14 protein-coding genes and 1 riboswitch are annotated in these 18,379 nt (G+C 40.8%); of the genes, 6 read left to right on the plus strand and 8 right to left on the minus strand.

From position 1 onward, the window contains the following. Positions 1 to 106 precede the first annotated feature (106 nt). The 3 genes from BN988_RS17745 to megL all read right to left on the minus strand — a co-directional run bounded on the left by BN988_RS17745 (position 107) and on the right by megL (position 3,617). A complete protein-coding gene (locus tag BN988_RS17745; protein ID WP_119575156.1) occupies positions 107 to 628 on the minus strand; it encodes an acyl-CoA thioesterase in 522 nt (173 codons plus the stop codon). Positions 629 to 755: 127 nt separating this feature from the next. After that, the gene (gene cls / locus BN988_RS17750) at positions 756 to 2,198 is read right to left on the minus strand and encodes a cardiolipin synthase (protein WP_036578595.1); all 1,443 of its coding nucleotides are present in this window, start codon (positions 2,196 to 2,198) and stop codon (positions 756 to 758) included. 237 nt (positions 2,199 to 2,435) lie between these two features. Continuing rightward, entirely contained in the window at positions 2,436 to 3,617 is a 1,182-nt protein-coding gene (gene megL, locus BN988_RS17755; protein WP_036578596.1) for a methionine gamma-lyase, read from the minus strand. 205 nt (positions 3,618 to 3,822) lie between these two features. On the opposite strand from megL, the gene rarD reads away from it, so the two are divergent. The 3 genes from rarD to metX all read left to right on the plus strand — a co-directional run bounded on the left by rarD (position 3,823) and on the right by metX (position 7,987). Next, complete coding sequence (gene rarD / locus BN988_RS17760; protein ID WP_036578598.1) at positions 3,823 to 4,725, plus strand: EamA family transporter RarD; 903 nt, start codon at positions 3,823 to 3,825, stop codon at positions 4,723 to 4,725. A gap of 121 nt (positions 4,726 to 4,846) precedes the next feature. Continuing rightward, a riboswitch (SAM riboswitch) is annotated at positions 4,847 to 4,965 on the plus strand. A gap of 145 nt (positions 4,966 to 5,110) precedes the next feature. Then, positions 5,111 to 6,859 (plus strand): PLP-dependent aspartate aminotransferase family protein, encoded by a 1,749-nt coding sequence (locus BN988_RS17765; RefSeq protein WP_036578599.1) that lies wholly within the window; start codon positions 5,111 to 5,113, stop codon positions 6,857 to 6,859. Positions 6,860 to 6,940: 81 nt separating this feature from the next. Continuing rightward, on the plus strand, positions 6,941 to 7,987 hold the full coding sequence (metX, locus tag BN988_RS17770) for a homoserine O-acetyltransferase MetX (RefSeq protein WP_036578601.1): 1,047 nt from the start codon (positions 6,941 to 6,943) through the stop codon (positions 7,985 to 7,987). A gap of 611 nt (positions 7,988 to 8,598) precedes the next feature. Here metX and BN988_RS17775 read toward each other — a convergent pair. The 5 genes from BN988_RS17775 to BN988_RS17795 all read right to left on the minus strand — a co-directional run bounded on the left by BN988_RS17775 (position 8,599) and on the right by BN988_RS17795 (position 15,601). Further along, positions 8,599 to 9,885, minus strand: a complete 1,287-nt coding sequence (locus tag BN988_RS17775) for an efflux RND transporter periplasmic adaptor subunit (protein WP_036578603.1) — start codon at positions 9,883 to 9,885, stop codon at positions 8,599 to 8,601. After that, on the minus strand, positions 9,882 to 10,559 hold the full coding sequence (locus BN988_RS17780) for a hypothetical protein (protein WP_036578604.1): 678 nt from the start codon (positions 10,557 to 10,559) through the stop codon (positions 9,882 to 9,884). Before BN988_RS17780 ends, BN988_RS17775 begins: the two co-directional genes overlap by 4 nt. Positions 10,560 to 11,057: 498 nt before the next feature. Continuing rightward, complete coding sequence (locus BN988_RS17785) at positions 11,058 to 12,968, minus strand: vWA domain-containing protein (RefSeq protein WP_036578605.1); 1,911 nt, start codon at positions 12,966 to 12,968, stop codon at positions 11,058 to 11,060. A gap of 15 nt (positions 12,969 to 12,983) precedes the next feature. Next, on the minus strand, positions 12,984 to 13,856 hold the full coding sequence (locus BN988_RS17790; protein ID WP_036578606.1) for an ATP-binding protein: 873 nt from the start codon (positions 13,854 to 13,856) through the stop codon (positions 12,984 to 12,986). A 275-nt stretch (positions 13,857 to 14,131) separates the two neighbouring features. Next, positions 14,132 to 15,601 (minus strand): ATP-binding cassette domain-containing protein, encoded by a 1,470-nt coding sequence (locus BN988_RS17795; protein ID WP_036578609.1) that lies wholly within the window; start codon positions 15,599 to 15,601, stop codon positions 14,132 to 14,134. 319 nt (positions 15,602 to 15,920) lie between these two features. Here BN988_RS17795 and BN988_RS17800 point away from each other — a divergent pair, with 319 nt between their 5' ends. From BN988_RS17800 to hpaB, 3 genes are all read left to right on the plus strand, one after another. Continuing rightward, the gene (locus tag BN988_RS17800) at positions 15,921 to 16,106 is read left to right on the plus strand and encodes a hypothetical protein (protein WP_036578610.1); all 186 of its coding nucleotides are present in this window, start codon (positions 15,921 to 15,923) and stop codon (positions 16,104 to 16,106) included. Then, on the plus strand, positions 16,107 to 16,448 hold the full coding sequence (locus BN988_RS17805) for a hypothetical protein (protein WP_036578612.1): 342 nt from the start codon (positions 16,107 to 16,109) through the stop codon (positions 16,446 to 16,448). Between the two features lie 211 nt (positions 16,449 to 16,659). Next, positions 16,660 to 18,117, plus strand: a complete 1,458-nt coding sequence (gene hpaB, locus BN988_RS17810; protein WP_036578614.1) for a 4-hydroxyphenylacetate 3-monooxygenase, oxygenase component — start codon at positions 16,660 to 16,662, stop codon at positions 18,115 to 18,117. Positions 18,118 to 18,379 lie beyond the last annotated feature (262 nt).

Here is an 18,379-nt window from a genome sequence, read left to right on the forward strand (position 1 = left end):
TTATCCTCCTTGTTGTGTTGGTTGCTTAGGGTTCATATACCCCTTTTTTCGACTATGCGAACCTACAAACAACCAAATCGAAAAGAAGCCCCGTTATCAAGGCTTCTTATCTCTCTTTGTTCCAAGGAAAACTTGTACCGAATTCCTCCGCGAGCTCCTTGGATTGCTTTCTTCTTTCTTTTCGATGGGCTGCACGAAGAGCCCCATTTTCATGAAGCTTTTTTTCATGTTCCGTTACAGGGTAGACTTGTGGAACGGGTATAGGTGTCCCTTCTTCATCAACGGCTACAAAGGTGAGAAAAGCAGTAGTACACACTTTTCTTTTACCAGTTAGCAAATCCTCTGTTACTGCCTTCACAAACACCTCCATAGACGTATTATGTGTCCATGTTACAAAGGCTTCCATACAGATAGAGTCGCCTTCCCTAACAGGTTGCAGGAAGTCTACTGAATCCGTAGAAGCTGTCACAACTAGTTGCCTAGCATGCCTTACAGCAGCTATTGCGGCCACATCATCAATATGGGCCATCAGTTTTCCTCCAAATAGGGTGCCATGTGTGTTCGTATCTGGTGGTAATACATGGGATGTCTTTACTGTTAGCGATTCAGAGCATGGCTTTCTATTCACAGCACTTCCTCCTTCATATTCTTTCATTTTACTTAAGTATAGAAAATAATCGTTTTAAAACGTATTGATATATATTACCACAAGTCAATGGATGGGCAAAAGCCCATTCCCATCTCTCTTTAGTATTTTACAAAACAGGCGATAATAGTCGTGAAATAGATTCTTTAAAGCGAATCCCAAGAGAACGCTGGTCATAAAGCTTTTTCGTCATTTGTGTAGAGTGTTCAATATCATTGTTAAATGCCTCGACTAGCCTTTCGGTTACCCCTTTATCATAGAGAAAAGCATTTACTTCAAAATTTAAACGGAAACTACGCACATCAATATTTGCCGTTCCCACAGAGGCTATTTTTCCATCTACTACAATGGTTTTAGCATGCAGAAAGCCATTTTGATAAATATAAATCTCTGCTCCTGCATTTAATAAATCGCCAATGTAGGAAAGAGTTGCCCAGTACACAAAAGGATGGTCAGGCTTATTCGGAATCATAATTCTTACTTTCACCCCTGACAGTGTCGCAATTCGTATGGCGTCTCGCAAACTGTCATCAGGAATAAAATAGGGGGTTTGAATGTATATATATTCCTTTGCTGACATAATCATTTTGATGTAACCATTTTTAATTTGTTCCCACTCAGAATCTGGTCCACTGGAGACGATCTGAATTCCCACATCTCCCTTATGGCTATGGTTATAGTATCGTTCATCGTAAAAAATATGATGTCGTGAAGCCTGATTCCAATCTAGTATAAATCGTGTCTGCATGTTTGTTACCGCATCTCCGCATATCCTTAAATGGGTGTCACGCCAATATCCAAACTTTTTGACTGTCCCAAGGTATTCATCCCCAATATTAAATCCCCCAGTATAGCCCACTTTCCCATCAATAATGGCTAATTTACGGTGATTCCGATAATTTATTTTAAAATTGATCTTCGGTATCTTTGGCGGAAAAAAGGCTTCTACTTGAGCACCAGCCCGACGAAGTCTTTTTATGTATCTGGGTTTTAGTGTTCTGGAACCCATGTCATCATAGAGCACCCGAACTTCAATTCCCTCATTTGCCTTCTTGATTAATACATCTGCAATTCTATCTCCTAGTTGATCACTTCTTAAAATATAGTATAGAAGATGTATATGATCGGTAGCTCTCTCCATATCCTGGATTAAAGCATCAAACTTTTCCTTACCGTCTGTAAAAATATCCACGGTATTATCTTGGGTAAAAATAGCATCATCATTGCGTAGATGTAGATAAACTAAATCTTCATACTCGGCGATCTCCTCATGCTTAAAGCTAAAGTTATCTCTTTCCAGGGCCCGCAATTGGGACTGGACAGCAGTCTTTACACCGAGGCGACTTTTCGTGTCCCAAGTGAAAATTCTACGTTTACTTATTGGCTTTCCAAAAATTAAGTAAAGAAAGAACCCGATAATCGGGATAAACAATAATACCATTAACCACGCCCACGTAGAAGTGGCATCCTTTCTTTCCAAAAAGATAATGGAGATACCTAGCGCAATATTAAAAAAGATAGTTAGACCTAATAATAAGGATATGATTTCCATATGTAAGGCTCCCTCCAAAACTCTGCTCACGGTCTAAAACGGATCATTTATATAATATAGCACATCTTTCCATATACCGTCATATGGGTACCATGCACCTTTCCCATCTTATATATTTACCCTCAGAGCTTGAAGATTATGCCAGGAAAAAATGACAAGCAAATAATGCCCAGTTTTTAAAAAAAAGAAGAAGCCGAGAAAAAACCCTCACAGAGTGCTCTGCAAGGGTTAGGCCTTCTATATTTTACTTAGTGCCTGTTCCAAATCATACCAAATATCTTCCCATGCCTCTAATCCCGCTGAAAGCCTTATAAGCTGATCAGTTATCCCCATCTCCATACGAGTGTTTTCTGGGATAACCGCATGTGTCATGGTTGCCGGATGCTCAATTAATGTCTCCGCATCCCCTAAGCTTACCGCAATTTTTATAAAAGTGAGATGGTTAAGCAATGTTTGTGCGTCCTTTTTTGAACCATTAATCTCAAATGAGAGAACCCCGCCTCCGCGTCTCATCTGTTTATCAAAATGCTGTTCCTTCATTTGGGCACTAAATGGATAATAAACAGCCGAGATCTTGGGGTGGTTCTCTAGCATACTTGCAATCTTTTCTGCATTATCACAATGCCGGTCCATTCGGATAGGTAATGTTTTCATACCCCGAAGGAGCAACCATGCATCAAACGGAGAAATAATGCCTCCAATATCTTTCTGTGTTGTCATGGAAACGGAATCAAGAAACGCTTTCTTGCCCACTACTAGACCTGCTATCACATCACCATGCCCACCAATATACTTGGTAGCACTATGAACTACGATGTCACAGCCAAGTTCAAGTGGTCGCTGTAAATAGGGGGTTGAAAATGTATTGTCAACCACCACAGGAATATTATACTCCTTTGCTATATCTGCAACCATTTTAAGATTAATTAACCGGATCGTCGGATTAATTGGTGTTTCGACATAAATACATGCTGTTTCTGGTTTTATTTTTTCTCGGATACTCTCTTCTGTATCCATTAAGGAAAAGTCATGGCTTATCTGGTACTTCTCTTGTAGCATAGTTAAAAGGCCGTAGGTACAGCCATAGAGCCCTGAAGAACATAGAATATGATCGTTTGCTTTTGTTAGAGCAATTAGCACTGAAGACACAGCAGCCATGCCTGAAGCAAAAGCAAGACCACGTTCAGCCTGCTCTAATGAAGCCATTCTCTCTTCTAGAATCTTTACAGTCGGATTTCCTAGCCGAGAATAAATGTAGCCCTCTTCCTCCCCTGCAAAACGCCTTTCTCCTTGTTCTGCGGTAGCAAATGTGAATGTGGAGGTCTGGAAAATAGGTGGTGTCAGACTCCCCAGCATATCCTTTGCGTCATAGCCCTGGTGGATAACTGCTGTTTCGATATGTTGATTGTCTTTCTTCACAAAGATCCCCCCTGAAATGATTTCTTATTCTACTACTATCTTATTCTATTAGTACTCTTTTTGAAAGCGTTTTCTTATAACTGCAAACATGCTTTTTGCTTTTTAGATCAGACTCTTTTAAAATGGAGTTTATTTGATAAAAGAAGTTTAGGACTTACTACAGTTACACGTGGGGGACAAATTTGTATAGAAAAGAAGGGTTGGCATGAATGGAAAACAGGAACAAACAGGCATTCTACTAACTGCAGGGGCATATTTACTCTGGGGTTTTCTACCGATCTACTGGAAGGCAGTGAATCATGTATCTGCCGGTGAAATTCTCGCACACAGAATAGTATGGTCGTTCGTATTCATGCTAGTACTCATTGCCTTGCTAGGTAAGTGGTCCACCGTAATCAAGGAATGCAAAGCAATCCTGACCAACAAAAAGCAATTAATTGCTGTGATTTTTGCATCCATTATGATTACACTCAACTGGCTGACCTTCATTTGGGCTGTGAATAGCGACCATGTTCTTCAAGCAAGCCTTGGCTATTATATTAATCCATTAATTAGTATATTACTCGGTATTCTCGTGTTAAAAGAAACCCTGACCAAAAGACAGCTGGTTTCCTTTATTCTTGCAGGGGCAGGCGTTCTATATTTAACAGTTAGCTATGGAGTTTTCCCTTGGGTATCCTTATTGCTCGCTATGAGCTTTGGTCTATACGGATTATTTAAAAAGAGATTAGATGTAGGAGCCTTTGCTAGCTTAACAATTGAAACAATGTTTATTACACCAATAGCTATCCTTTACTTACTGATTATCCCGGAAAATATTTTTCAGACTAATACTTTCTTTACGTCCTCCACCATGCTACTCATTGGTGCAGGAATCGTGACAGCAGTTCCGTTACTATTGTTTGCAGGCGGAGCAAGAAGAATTCCGCTAGCTATGATTGGGTTTCTCCAATACATTGCTCCGACCATTATGCTAATTCTCGGTGTGTTTGTATATAATGAAACCTTTACTACTGCTCATCTAATCGCATTTTCTCTTATCTGGATAGCCCTCATCAACTATATGTTATCAACTTATTTCCCTTTTCATAAAAGGGCGAGAGAATAGACCGCATGTCACTTAACAAGAGGTTCTTGCCTCTTGTTTTTTTACTATACAATTATTTTCAGTAAACGGTTGACAACCGCGTATAATTGGTTTTATAATGTGAATAATTTAAAAATTAAATCTCTTATCAAGAGTGGTGGAGGGAATAGGCCCTGCGAAGCCCAGCAACCTGAAAGCAAACCTTGTTTGCTTCCGATGGTGCTAAATCCTACAGATCATCTTGGATCTGGAAGATAAGAGGAGGAACGTGAATAATACGCCCTCTTCTTAGGAAGAGGGCTTTTTATATTCTCCCCTCCTCCCCCAGACCGGTTAAACTGCAAACTGCAGTCTTACATCAAAAAGCTGTTGACTGGCAGGCCATAATCTTAAAGGAGGAATTTACATGTCATCATTTACTAACCAGCAGGATGAAACAACGTTACTTCACGGAGGACAGGTGCCTGATCCGTCTACCGGAGCAAGAGCTGTTCCCATTTATCAAACAACTTCTTATGTGTTCAATAATACGGAGCATGCACAAAATCTATTTGGTTTATCAGAAGCAGGAAACATCTATTCTCGGATTGGGAATCCGACGGTTGATGTATTTGAACAACGAATTGCCCAACTGGAAGATGGCGTTGCAGCTGTAGCTACATCTTCGGGTATGGCAGCAATATCCTTTGCAATATTAAACATCGCCGGGTCTGGAGATGAAATTATTGCAGACAGCAATTTGTATGGTGGCACCTACAACTTATTTGCTCACACGTTGCCGCGCTATGGAATAGCTGTGAAATTTGTAGATGGGAGCAATCTTGAAGAAATCAAAAATGCTATAACTGACAAGACAAAGGCTATTTTCGGGGAAACCATTACCAACCCCAGTCTTAATATTTTTGATGTAGAGGCTGTCTCAACCATCGCCCATCAGCATGGTATCCCGCTCATTATTGATAACACATTTGCACCATACTTAACCAAACCACTTACTTGGGGAGCGGATGTCGTTGTCCATTCCGCTACAAAATGGATCGGTGGACACGGAACAACAATTGGTGGCGTTGTGGTTGACGGTGGCCGCTTTAATTGGAACAATTCGAGATTTAAAGGTTTTACTGAGCCTCAGGAAAGCTATAACGGATTACGTTTTATTGATGTCGGGGCAGCCGCCTTTGCGACAAAATTACGGGTAGAGCTTTTACGTGATATTGGAGCTTGTTTAAGCCCACAAAGTGCCTTTCAGTTATTACAGGGACTGGAGACATTGCATTTACGAATAGAAAAACACACTAAAAATGCTCAAGAAATTGCTGCATACCTAGCCGATCACCCTGCTGTTGAATGGGTAAACTACCCAGGTCTACAAAATCATCCCTCTCACCAGCTAGCTAAAAAGTATTTGAAAGACGGATATGGTTCCATCATAACGTTTGGCATAAAAGGTGGCCGGGAAGCTGGTCGGAAACTGATTGATTCCATATCACTATGGTCACATGTAGCGAATGTGGGGGATGCGAAGTCGCTCATTATCCATCCAGCCTCGACTACCCACCAGCAGCTTAACCCAGAGGAGTTGAAAAGCTCCGGGGTGTCGGAAGAGTTAGTCCGATTATCTATCGGGTTAGAAGCTACTTCTGATCTGCTAAGCACGTTAGATGAGGCGATCAATCAGGCTGTTGGTAAAACAACGAACCAAAAACCTTCGGAAAAAGATGCAATAGAATGGCTGGTCAGATCTCCATTCGACCGAAGTGATGGGACAGTAAGACAAAAAGCAATCGCAGTTTACACTGAAGAAAACAATAGAGAAGTGAATAAAGCAATTGAACAGCTTAAAGCACTCGGATTCCTTGTTCCAACAATCCAGCAGGAAATCAACGGAGAAGAGAATCGTTTTACTCAGTTAGCAGATGTACCTTATCAAGTAGACGCTGTCTATGTAGATCACAACGTCCTTCCATCTGACACTTTAGAACAATTCATAAATAAGCAAAGCAGTATCTTATGGATACGATATCCAGAGGGCCATACACAGCTTATCGAAAATGCTGAGGCAACCGGGATTACAGTTGTCTCAGGAACCGCCCCCTACGATGAATTCGTCCGCTTACGGGGAGGGCTTCCTGAGAGTGTGATTGCAGGAGTGTGAGAATGGAACTTTCCCGGGAGGTTATCTTGTGATGAATGAATCAACCAAAGGCCTACTCTTCAAGGGTAAGGAGGATGTTTTATGACTAATTCCCAGAGGACGGTCCCTACTATTGGGAACATCTCCATCGGACCACTCCTCCTCACTTCTGGGGAGCTGCTTGAGGAGGTTTCTCTCCGTTATGAGATTTCCGGACCAGAGGGTGCTCCTTTTATTCTTGTATGCCACGCCTTAACAGGGAACCAGCATACAATTGGAAATGATAAAAATTCCGGCTGGTGGAGTGGTCTTATTGGCGAGAATAGGTATGTTGATACAGACGCCTATCAAGTTCTCACCTTTAATGTACTTGGTGGTTGTCATGGCTCCACAGGCCCAACCACTATTCATAACAAAACCAATGAGCCCTACCGAAGTCATTTCCCTGACATCACGGTTAGGGATATGGTCCATGCTCAACATAAGGCATTGACAATAATGGGTATCCACCACCTGGCAGCCGTTATGGGTGGATCACTCGGAGGTATGCAGGTAATGGAATGGGGACTCCTCTATCCAGATAGAATGGATAAACTCATCGTTCTTGCTTCTACTCCAGTGTTTACAGACTACGGGATTGCTTACAACCATATTGCTGAAACATCCATCAAACAGGATCCCGCCTGGAAAAATGGCCAGTATGAAACGAACCATTCATTAAAAGGATTGGAAATTGCTCGAATGATTGGCATGGTCACCTATAGAAGTGCTACCTTGTTCAATCTGCGTTTTGATCGAAAAGGTACTCAACTTAAATATGACGTTAGTAGTTATTTAGATCACCAGGGAAAAAAATTGACAGAGAGGTTTGATGCGAACAGTTATTTGACGTTGCTCCGTGCAATGAACAATCATGATATTGGAAAGGACAGAGGTGGTTGGGAGGTTGCCGCAAGAAGTATGAAGCCTCCCCTGCTTGCAATCAGCTACGATAGGGATTTGATTTTTGAGCCCTCCCTCATGAAACAGTTCGTAAGCGAAGTGGCAAACGGAAGTTACTTTCACGTAGATACAGAGTTTGGCCATGATGGTTTTCTAACAGAATTCAACAAATGGGGACATGTGGTCGAACACTTCCTAAACAATTAATATAATAGCTTACAGAAAAACAGGTTTATCCTTCTGCAAAATGGGGGAAAATAAACTTAACCCCTTTTCTTTCACATATCGCCTTCTAAAAGGCGATTTTTCTTTGATGTTAAAAGAAAAGCGAAGAGCGCACGAAAAGCGACGTACGAACTGCGCCTGGCCATGCCAGGTGGCTCCATGTTGCCACGCAAAGTGGCGGTTTTAATGGAGCATTCCCCGCCGGAGGAGATAAAGAAAACATGCCCCTGCAAAAGGGGTATGTCGGCGTTGGCCGACAAGGCCGTTTTTAGTCGACCTACCTAAATTACAGGGAGCCGATGTTGCCTCTCACCCTCCGGGTATAAGGGCGACTAGGCCTCTGGTTAGCACCAGTCGGCAAGTCTTCTTTATTGTACGGAGGCGAAGGAAGTTGCGCTAGTCGCTGGGAACTCGGAGCTAGTCGAGGCAAAAGTGGAGAGTTTCTTATTCAGCCCCTATAATCAAAAGAAATCGGCAGAGAGCCGATTTCTTTTTTGTGTTGACGGAGTTGAAATTTTGGGGTTCCAAGTATAAGAAAAACGCACACATTCGCTAAAGGATGAGCGAATGCGAGTTTTTCTAATATGCTTTGTCTAGCGTGTTAAGAGCCCTGTCACGGCAAATTCCCACCAATTGGTTTCCTTCGGGTTCACGAGCTGTTTCCAGGGATGCTTCCAAGCCTTCAGAGGTGTTATAAACACAGCTTTATCACGTAGCTGTCCTTCTGGGCCATCTGCCACCCATTCTCCAATCGCAGCGCCTTCTTTTATCTCTTGCATATTATTCATATGGATTCCTGTTACTACTGTTTGTTCTTGTAACTTCCCATCTACGGTCATTTTCCATACCTTGTTTTGATAAATTTTTTCTTCAAATAGCGTAGCAGCCCCTTCTGCTGATTCCGTTGTGATAACGAGATTCGCATGATATCCAGGCAATAAATCGACTATCGCTTCGCTCTCCTCTGTTTCGTCCGTAGTATCATCTTCTACTAAGGAAGGGTCTTCAAATGTCACACGTAGTGGATAAATACTTTCCCCTTCCACAGAAGCTTCTTCTTTTGGTGAATCACTAACCTCTGCTACCGTGCCTTCGAGTAGGGCAGCTACTTCTGACACTTCCACCCTTACTGGGAACCCCTGCTCTATCAATGGTCTAACTGTCTCTGAAAGTTCACCTTCTGCTTGTAAGACTGTACTTTCAATTGTTAAAAGAGGGTTGTCTAAAGCCTGAGATACTTCCTTTACCCTTCCTTCAAACGGACTTTCAACTGTTATTGTGTCTCCCGTTTCACGAAGCTCTGCGATCTGTGCTTCGACTAAGGCCAGCTCTGCGCCCTTTTGATCTAATTCATTTTGCTTTTCTGTAAGGTACTGCTCTTTCATTAAACTTGCTTCAATAGGATCCTGCGGGAACTCAACCCGAATCTCCTCGTCATTCACTTCAAATGACGGTGCCGACCCTGTATCTGTTTCTGGTATTTGATAGGCACTAATTGTGGTGATTGCTGTTTCTATTGCTGTTAATTGACTCTCCAGTTTTGCTGCTTCCTCTAGTAAATTTGCTTCGGTTTCATAATAATTATGTACACTATAGGTAAACAAGGGTTCTCCAACTAATACTTGAGCTCCCTCTTCTACCAGAAATTCATTGAAAGTTCCGCTCTCCTGATCAAAGTATATGCGGTTTTTCTCCATAGCCGCTAATACTCCTGGTGTACTTACTGTTTCCTCTAAATCTGACTGGAATACATCGGACCAGTCATGGACATATGCAATCCGATCAACTTTATTCTCTTTATCTAGAAAAACGAGTAAGAAATTGGTGGCGATGAAGAGTAGCACGACGAGCTGTATAAGACGCTTTTTTCTTTTTCTCATTGTCCAAACCACCTGTTAATCATGTATTGATCCATATAAGCGAGTAGAGCTGTCAGCAACCAAAAGAAGAAATGGAAAAGGAGGACATAACCCCACACCCATTGTTTTTTGATTTCTGTAAGATTTCGGATGTAACGCACTTGAAACCAAATAATCCATAATTGAAAGAGCGATATTGCCCCGAAAAAGTAAATAAGCCAAGGGATCTCTGTAAAGTAAGAAGCAATGATGCCAAACGAAACAGGCGATACATACCAATCAAGGCCATTAAAAACTGCCAAGGGAATCCAGATTGCCCGCTCTACCAACAATACAAAAAGCACGATCTGTTGCATTATGATTAATTTTTTATATGGAATATCTGTTAGCAATGAGAAATAAAGAGATGGGATAAATAATATAAACACGGCGAATAGTAGTCCAAATATTAGCCTACCAGTGAGAAACCAAAACTTTTGTTGCTCATAGGTTAATGGGTCAAGGCTCTGTGCTTGTGGCGAGATGAGGTTTGTCCCCATTCCCAAATAAGCCATGTAACCGTAAAGGATAAGGCTTAGTAAGATAAGTAAAACGTTCACTTTCCAAACGCGTTTTATGCTCTCTGCTTCTTTCACTCTAATTAAATGATCATCCATGGAAAATAAAAATTGAAGAAGGTTATTATGATAGGTCATCCGCTACATTCCTTTTCTATGTCACAATCATAGTAAATTTTAAATATTTCTTCAATTTTATCGTACAATTACGTAAAAATCTATTGTTTTTGTAAATTATTGTTAGATTTTCCCGGCCCTTATGCCACATTCCACCAAAAGACCTAGTTTTATTACAGGTTGCTTCCAGCTTGGTTAGAAACAAGTATTATTTTGGCCCAATTTGCCGCTTCGAAAATAAACTGCGTCTTCCGCGTAATCGCCACTAAGCTCAGGCCAACAGGATCATTGGTCACTAAGGCGTTGGCATAGGAGGTATAGTTCTTAGCCTTTGTACTTTATTTGTGGTGTGGGGTCTTAGTGTCTTCGCTTTTCCGAAGGAGACTACGCGTTATTATATTTACATTCGGGAATCACTCCACTGATCCAGAACACTAATCAAAAAGCCGAACAGTGATTCAGAATCCTTGGTGCTTATCACCTAATTAGGACTTGAATTTGTTCGGCTTGTGACATTCTCTATATACTTTTCAATAATAATTTTTTCAATAATGGGGCGAAGTGGTCTGGTAGTTCGGATACGGCGGGGACGATGATTTTTTCTCGACCGTAGATGTTTTTCATTAAGACTTCATCCCGCTCTTCTACTTCTCCATCGGATAAAAACATTCCAATAACTTCTATTCCTCTTTTTCGTGCTTCTGAGACGGCTAGGTTTGTGTCGACAATTCCATTTTGGTTGTAGTTGGCTGCTGCTGGCTCTCCGTCAGAAAAAACAAGCAGGAATCGGTTTTTCTCCCGGCGTTTTTCCAGCTCTTGGGCAGCAACGCGAATACTAAAGCCATCTCGATTATCCTCTCTGGCTTCGAGCTGCATAATCTTCGCGCCATTTTCTTTGTATAACGAGTCCTGGAAAGAGTGAATTACATGGAAATAATTCGGCTGATAGTTTTCCCGTACATCCATGGCGTCTTCCCAGAAACCTATAATTGAATGTGGTATTTTAAAGGTCTTCAACACTTCATGAAAGAGTGCAATCCCATGTCTTGTTTCCTCCATCTTTCCTTGCATCGACGCAGAACAATCGACAAGCAAAGTAAAGGCAGCATCGAACTCTTTGGATTCTTGATTCTTTTTGTAAAAGATCCTAGGCTTTTCTTCTAACACGAGTGGCAATAGCTTTTTGGATAGACGACCTGCCAGGAGATCTTTTCTCGGTGCATTCTTTTTATGCTCAATCGTTTTTTTAATAATGGTTGCAAGCTTCCGTTTATACGGTTCGATAGCATGAAGAATCTCTTGATAGCTACCTCTTTCTTCTGAAGTAGGGTTTTCTGCCTCTTCTATTATCTTAACGGCATCTTTGTTTTCTTCGCCAAATTGATTCTCTGCAGATGCACCTTTATTTGATTCTTGCTTATCCAGTGCGTCTAGTTCTGAATAATCCTTATTTCGCGTTTGCTGGGAGGAACCTTGGATGGAACCCATGGCCTGGTCTGCATCTTCTGTTTCTCTTGCACCTCCACCTTTGATGTTTGTCTTGGTGCCTACTTCCAATTCAAACTGAAGAAAGGTCTGTTTACGGTCATTGTTTTCATTTTCCCTATGCCAGGTGGAAAACTCCTCATCAATATACTCGTTATTCTCTTCGTCGACCTCCTCGCTGTCATCATTGGCTAATTCATCCGTTCTAGTCAACTCATCAAACAAGGTGTTTTTCGTATAGTTATCCAAATGACCAACGGGGAACACGAAGTATTCATCAATCATATCGTTGTAGTCCTGATGAACACGATACACGACTTGTTCTGCGATTCGGGAAACAGCTCTTGTGTCCCTCGCTTCAAATACTTCATATAAGAGTGACTGAATATTAGCTAGCTGGTCTAGCTGGGCTTTAGTCGCTCTTGGAAAGCTTGGGTCAGGACTGTCTGATTGCAAGGATAAGTAAATGAGGCAAAACAGCTCATCAAGGGCAAACCCTCTTGTTACATGTGCTGCAAGATCGGTTGTAAATTTATGCCGATAATACTGCTTCCGCATGTCAAAGACCCGTTTGGTCCCTGGACGCTCTTTTCGAATTTTTTCCTCCAGCCTCAAATCCTCAAACAGGGTAACGAGCTGTGAAGCAAATTTAGGTAACAGTGCCTCTTCCACCGCATCCAGGTATGACTTTAATTCAGGGAGTTTGGAAAAGTGCATGGTTCCAATTGTCCTTAAATATATATCTGACTTTAATCCACCTTTTTGCAGCGTAGCAGGCGCCGTATCCCACGTCCTACTTGCCGTGACCTTACTATCCACCATATCGATATATGCTCCGTAGCTGTATTCGAATGTAAGGTCAGCTCTTCTTGCCAGTACGGTAGCAAGATCTTGGAGCTGACGAAATAAAAATGTATCCACTTTAGCATCATAGAAACGATACATGGTTCATGCTCCTAACTAGAATAAGGTTTCGGCTAAGCTCATAATAAATTCTTGTTCTCTTTCCTCATCAAGCTTCGCGGCAATTGCACGCTGAACAGCTCGCTGTGGCGGTATAATGGAGCTTAAATCACATGCATCGAGAATTGCTCGGATGGATGCCGCGTCCTCTGAAAGCTTCCCTTGAAATGCGGCCTGTACGAGATCTGCTGATAACGAGACAAACAGATCGATCATCCGCTCATCTTGTAAGCGAGTGTTGGACTTAATAAGACTTTTCAATTGCTCCCCTTCTATATAGGGAACATCAATTACGACAAATCGATTCTTTAATGCCTCGTTTAATGGCACTGTACCGACATATCCTTCGTTGATGGCCGCTATGACACCGAAGCCTTTATTTGCAGTCACAATTTCATTCGTAAATGGGTTGGTAATTGTTCGGCGATAGTCTAGTACACCATTAATTAACGGTAGTGTTTCCGGCTTCGCCATATTAATTTCGTCAATATAGAGGAACGTTCCGTTAGCCATGGAATTCATCACTGGGCCTGGGACAAACTCGATCACTTGTTTTTCCCCTTCATAGGCCAATGTCTTAAAGCCAATAAGACTCTCTGCATCCAAGTCAACTGAGCAGTTCACACTGTACATCGGCTGATGAAATAGGCTTGAAAGCGTCTCTGCAAATTTCGTTTTTCCCGCTCCAGTCGGTCCTTTTAACAAAATGTTTTTTCCCATACTGAGCGCTGATATTGCATCTATTAATAGATCCGCATTTGGCGGCATGTAGCCTCCAGGGCGAATTAATTCACTCAAATTATCCGTCGTTCTCTTATTTTCATCTAATAAGTCACTTATTTGTTGTGGTAAATCATAATGTGCTGTCATTGTAATACGTAACTCCTTTCCCTGTTATTGTACCTTTTTTGGTGCAGATTAGAAAAGAAAGTCACTTATAGTGGGGAAATCTAGAAAATCGTCCTTTTTTGGCTGATGGGGGATACCATGAGAGGCGATGTTTGCACGCTCTCGGCTGATATCTTCTCCGACTCAGGCGATGTTCTCCCGCTCTCGGCTGATGTTTTGCCAAGAACGGACGATCTGAACACAGTAAAAATGAAAAGACCCTTTCCACAAAGTGAAAAAGGCCAATATCTATGAACTTATACTTCCCTTCTTAGCTCAACCTTCTTCGTTGCAATAGACTCCACAAAATGTTCGTTATGGTCAACCCCGACCATCGTTGGTTCATGCCTTTCTATTGCATCTATTAATTGCTCAATTATTAGCATATCTAGGTAGTTGGTAACCTCGTCCCAAATAAATAGCGAATGATTACCAAGTAATGCATGCGCCAGGAACACTTTTTTCTGTTCTCCTGCACTCCAATTTTTACTTGAACGATCAGCAAAGCTTGAACGTTGAAATCCCAATTGACGAAGCAGATGTAAATAAGACTCTTTTTCTTTTGCAGTTAGGTCATCAAGGATAGTAGCATAATCTTCATCAAGCTGATTCTTTTGGTGTAAGACAGACAGCTTATCGGGCAGTCGTATGTGATAGTCGCCTGTAATTTCAAACTTCCCGTTACCTATTATAAAGTTCAACAAGGTGGATTTGCCCACACCATTTTTTCCAGTTATAAAGAAACGATCACCTGGATATACATCTACATTAATAGGTTCAAATAAGGGCTTTCCAACTTGGAGTATTGAAAAATTTCTTAATAAGAGGATTTGTTTGTGTGGCTGTTCGACCTGCATTGCTAAATCAGCAACCTCTTCCACGTTATGGATTAAATTCTGTTTATCCCTTATTTTCTCTTCGGTTCTTTTCTTAATCGCTTTTGACCGCTTCATCTGTTTAGCTGCTAACCTTCTCCCAGCGGCATCTTTGGTACTGTTCTCTCTCTTTTGCCCCCAGGTTCCAACCCTTTTTGAAACAGTTTCTAGGCGATTAATCTCATTAAACAGCTTTTGGTTCGTTTCTTCTGCTAAATTTTCCGCATTCTTTTTCTCAAACTGCCATGTCTCGATATTACCTTTCAACACGTCTACGCTCTCTTTGTTAATTGCCAGCACGTGGTCAACAAAATGGTTTAAAAAATGTTGATCATGGCTAATCACGATAAATCCCTTTTTTCGATTTAAAAACTCCCCAACTACTTTTCTCCCATGCACATCTAAGTTGTTTGTTGGCTCATCAATTAAAGGAAAGGAGTCATCATTTAGAAATAATCCAATCAACAATATTTTCGTCTGTTCTCCACCGCTCAATACATGAAAGCTTCTATCTAAAATCTCTGGAGACAAATCCATATAGGACAACTCAAGCTCCATTTCCCAGCGTTCAGTCATAGGACTCTCCTTAAGTAGCACTTCTTCAGCAGTAAGGCAATCATCTAAGTCTGGATAGCGCGGAAAGTACTTAAATTCAAGGGAGGAAATTACAGTCCCTTCATATTCTAATTGGTCTAAAAGGATTTTTAATAGTGTGGTTTTACCACGACCATTTCTTCCAATCAATCCCAGCTTCCAGTCTTCATGGATGTTTACCGATACATTATTAAAAAGTGGTGAAATCATGGAGGGGTATTTGAATGTCATGTTTTTGACGAGTATATTTCCTGACATAGTTAGAGGCTCCTTTTACCTGTGCATGGCAATTGCTAATTCAGCGGTGATTTCTATGATTACTAATAGATGAGATATCGATTAGACTGATACCTACTTTTGGAAAATTTTATCATAATTATTTAAAAATTCAAACCTAAATAAAGGGATGCAAGCTTACGAGTATCAATCCAAGCTTAATACCGCAATGGAGTTTATCTCACCATAAGAAAGTACAATTAATAGCTTTGAATAAATTAGTTTCGATGTTAATATTGTAAATAATGTAAATATAAAGAATAGTTATGACAATAAACTAAAATGGGGGAGGAGCGCTTATATGAGAAAATTATTTGTATTTCTTTGTTATTCTGTTGCTCTTTTACTATTCGTTACTGCTTGTAAAGAAACAGGCGCTGACGACACTACGAATTTTAAGGATTCAGCAGTAGAGCATGGTGAGGAGTTTATTAAGGAATTATATACTGTAGATGAACTCAACTTTGACTTCGAGGATACTGATTGAATGCTTGATTATTCAAATGCGTATTCAACTTATTTAACGGAAGAGGAATTTGAAGACCTTTCAGCTAAAAGGTTCTTTATCATTCCACAAGAGGTAGCGAACAAGCAAAATAGTACAATTACTGTACAAAACATTAAATTCGAAAAATACGGTGAAGATCAAGAAGAAAGTGACTCAATTGATTTTGAGCAGACCTTCACTTTGGTATTTACTGATCAAGAAGGAAATACAGTAGATGAAGTGGAATTGAAGGGCCAGATGAAGGTTGTAGATACAGAGAATGGATTAAAAATTGACCGGTATCATGATGGTCAAACTCTAGTGGATATGTTATATCCTTAACGTAACATTATGAATGGCTTTGTTCCTCCTAGCATTTCTAATAATCCTGTAGCCCTTACCGCTCCCACTGGTGTTTGACCGCTCATAGCCCTCTATTTATCAGTCCTTTTCCATTCTAAAAAAATGGTGAACAGGTAAACCCAGTGATTAATAAAATAGTACAGTAGAAATAACTCTGCATCTTAAAACAAATGTAAATGGGAGTGTTATTATGGGAGCTATTACTGGAAGGGACTTTATTAAACGTTTAAATCAACTGGATACTGAAATTTGGCTGGATGGAAAAAAGGTTAAAGGGGAAATTTCTGAACACCCTGCATTTAAAGGGATTCTTGAGACAAAGGCTTCCCTATATGATATGCAACATGATCCGAAAATTAAAGAGGAGATGACGTTCCATTCACCAGAAACTGGGGATGCGGTTGGGCTTTCCTTCCTGCAACCCAAAACAAAGGATGACTTAATAAAAAGACGAAAGGCAAGTGAGCACTGGGCTAAACGTTCAGGTGGATTGATTGGAAGAAGCCCCGATTACCTCAATACCGCTATAATGAGTTTCGCCTCTTCTTCTCCCTTATTAATAGGAAGGGCCAACTGTTTTCCAGAAAATATCCAATCCCTTTATGAATTGGCGATGAAAGAAGACCTTTCATTCACCCATACATTTGTCACACCTCAAGTAAACCGTTCCGAGTCATACTTAGAATCCTCTGAGGAAGAACCGATTGTAGCCCGGGTGGTTGATAGGAATGAAGAAGGGATTGTAATTAAAGGGGCACGACTCTTAGCTACTCAAGGTGGGTTAACCGACGAAGTGTTAGTTATTAGTACTCCTAAATTTTTACTAGATGAAGATGAAGCTTATGCCTTTTCCATCCCATCAGATACTAAGGGGTTAAAGTTCATTTGCAGAGAGCCATTTGTTGGTGGAGATTCCTTTTTTAATCACCCCTTAAGCTCTCGCTTCGAAGAAATGGATACCATCCTTGTTTTCGATAATGTACTCGTTCCGTGGAATCGAGTATTCTATTATGACAATGCGATTGTAGCTGCAGATTTCTCATACCAAAGCTCTTTTCACAATTTTACGACCCACCAAGTCATAACAAGGCAAATTGCTAAAACGGAATTCATTTTAGGTCTGGCCGAGCTCCTTGTACAGACGATAAACGTGAGAGAATATCAACATATTCAGGAAAAAATGTCCGAGATTATTATTGGCCTAGAAACAATGAAAGCTCTATTGGAAAAGTCTGAGAATGATGCGGAGTTGGATCAGTGGGGAGTCATGCGACCAGATATTGTTCCGCTTCAGATTGCCAATAATATCTTCCCTAAAATTTATCCCCGCTTCACCGAAATTATTCAATTAATTGGTGCTAGTGGTCTGGTTAGTCTGCCAACTGAAAATGCATTTAAATCCTCTATTCGAGCAGATCTCGAGCAGTATCTTCAAGCAGCAACTAGTAACGCAGAGGATCGGGTGAAAATATTTAGGTTAGCCTGGGACCTGACAATGAGTTCATTTGGAACAAGACAAACCCAATATGAGAGGTACTTTTTTGGAGACCCAATCCGATTATCCGGCCGCCTATACAATGCATATCCACTTGATGATTATGTGAAAGAAGTTAGGAATTTTTTAGACTTGAAAACGGAAGAATCCTAAGAAAAGCTAACTTATACAGAATCATGTGATATCTTGAAGAATGTTAATTTTTACAGAGGAAATGCGGTATACTGTATATAGATATTAATAAGATAATAAAAGACCGTCCATCGTGTTACATGGCACGGCCTAATGTGTAAAAGCCCTTCAAGGGGGCAGCTTACGATTTGAGTTGAAAAGTAACCAATCCAAAGGCTTGCTAGGCGTTTAATGGGTGGTTACTTTTTTTGTTGCGACAGTATGGCTATTGTGACTTCGTTAT

It is taken from the genome of Oceanobacillus picturae, from assembly GCF_000612865.1.
Taxonomy (GTDB): domain Bacteria; phylum Bacillota; class Bacilli; order Bacillales; family Amphibacillaceae; genus Oceanobacillus_B; species Oceanobacillus_B jordanicus.

What these genes read in the sequence shown, in the direction of transcription:
- cls (WP_036578595.1), bottom strand. Translation starts at nt 2,198, where the DNA reads ATGGAAATCATATCCTTATTATTAGGTCTAACTATCTTTTTTAATATT.
- rarD (WP_036578598.1), top strand. Translation starts at nt 3,823, where the DNA reads ATGAATGGAAAACAGGAACAAACAGGCATTCTACTAACTGCAGGGGCA.
- BN988_RS17765 (WP_036578599.1), top strand. Translation starts at nt 5,111, where the DNA reads ATGTCATCATTTACTAACCAGCAGGATGAAACAACGTTACTTCACGGA.
- metX (WP_036578601.1), top strand. Translation starts at nt 6,941, where the DNA reads ATGACTAATTCCCAGAGGACGGTCCCTACTATTGGGAACATCTCCATC.
- BN988_RS17775 (WP_036578603.1), bottom strand. Translation starts at nt 9,885, where the DNA reads ATGAGAAAAAGAAAAAAGCGTCTTATACAGCTCGTCGTGCTACTCTTC.
- BN988_RS17780 (WP_036578604.1), bottom strand. Translation starts at nt 10,559, where the DNA reads ATGACCTATCATAATAACCTTCTTCAATTTTTATTTTCCATGGATGAT.
- BN988_RS17785 (WP_036578605.1), bottom strand. Translation starts at nt 12,968, where the DNA reads ATGTATCGTTTCTATGATGCTAAAGTGGATACATTTTTATTTCGTCAG.
- BN988_RS17790 (WP_036578606.1), bottom strand. Translation starts at nt 13,856, where the DNA reads ATGACAGCACATTATGATTTACCACAACAAATAAGTGACTTATTAGAT.
- BN988_RS17795 (WP_036578609.1), bottom strand. Translation starts at nt 15,601, where the DNA reads ATGTCAGGAAATATACTCGTCAAAAACATGACATTCAAATACCCCTCC.
- BN988_RS17800 (WP_036578610.1), top strand. Translation starts at nt 15,921, where the DNA reads ATGAGAAAATTATTTGTATTTCTTTGTTATTCTGTTGCTCTTTTACTA.
- BN988_RS17805 (WP_036578612.1), top strand. Translation starts at nt 16,107, where the DNA reads ATGCTTGATTATTCAAATGCGTATTCAACTTATTTAACGGAAGAGGAA.
- hpaB (WP_036578614.1), top strand. Translation starts at nt 16,660, where the DNA reads ATGGGAGCTATTACTGGAAGGGACTTTATTAAACGTTTAAATCAACTG.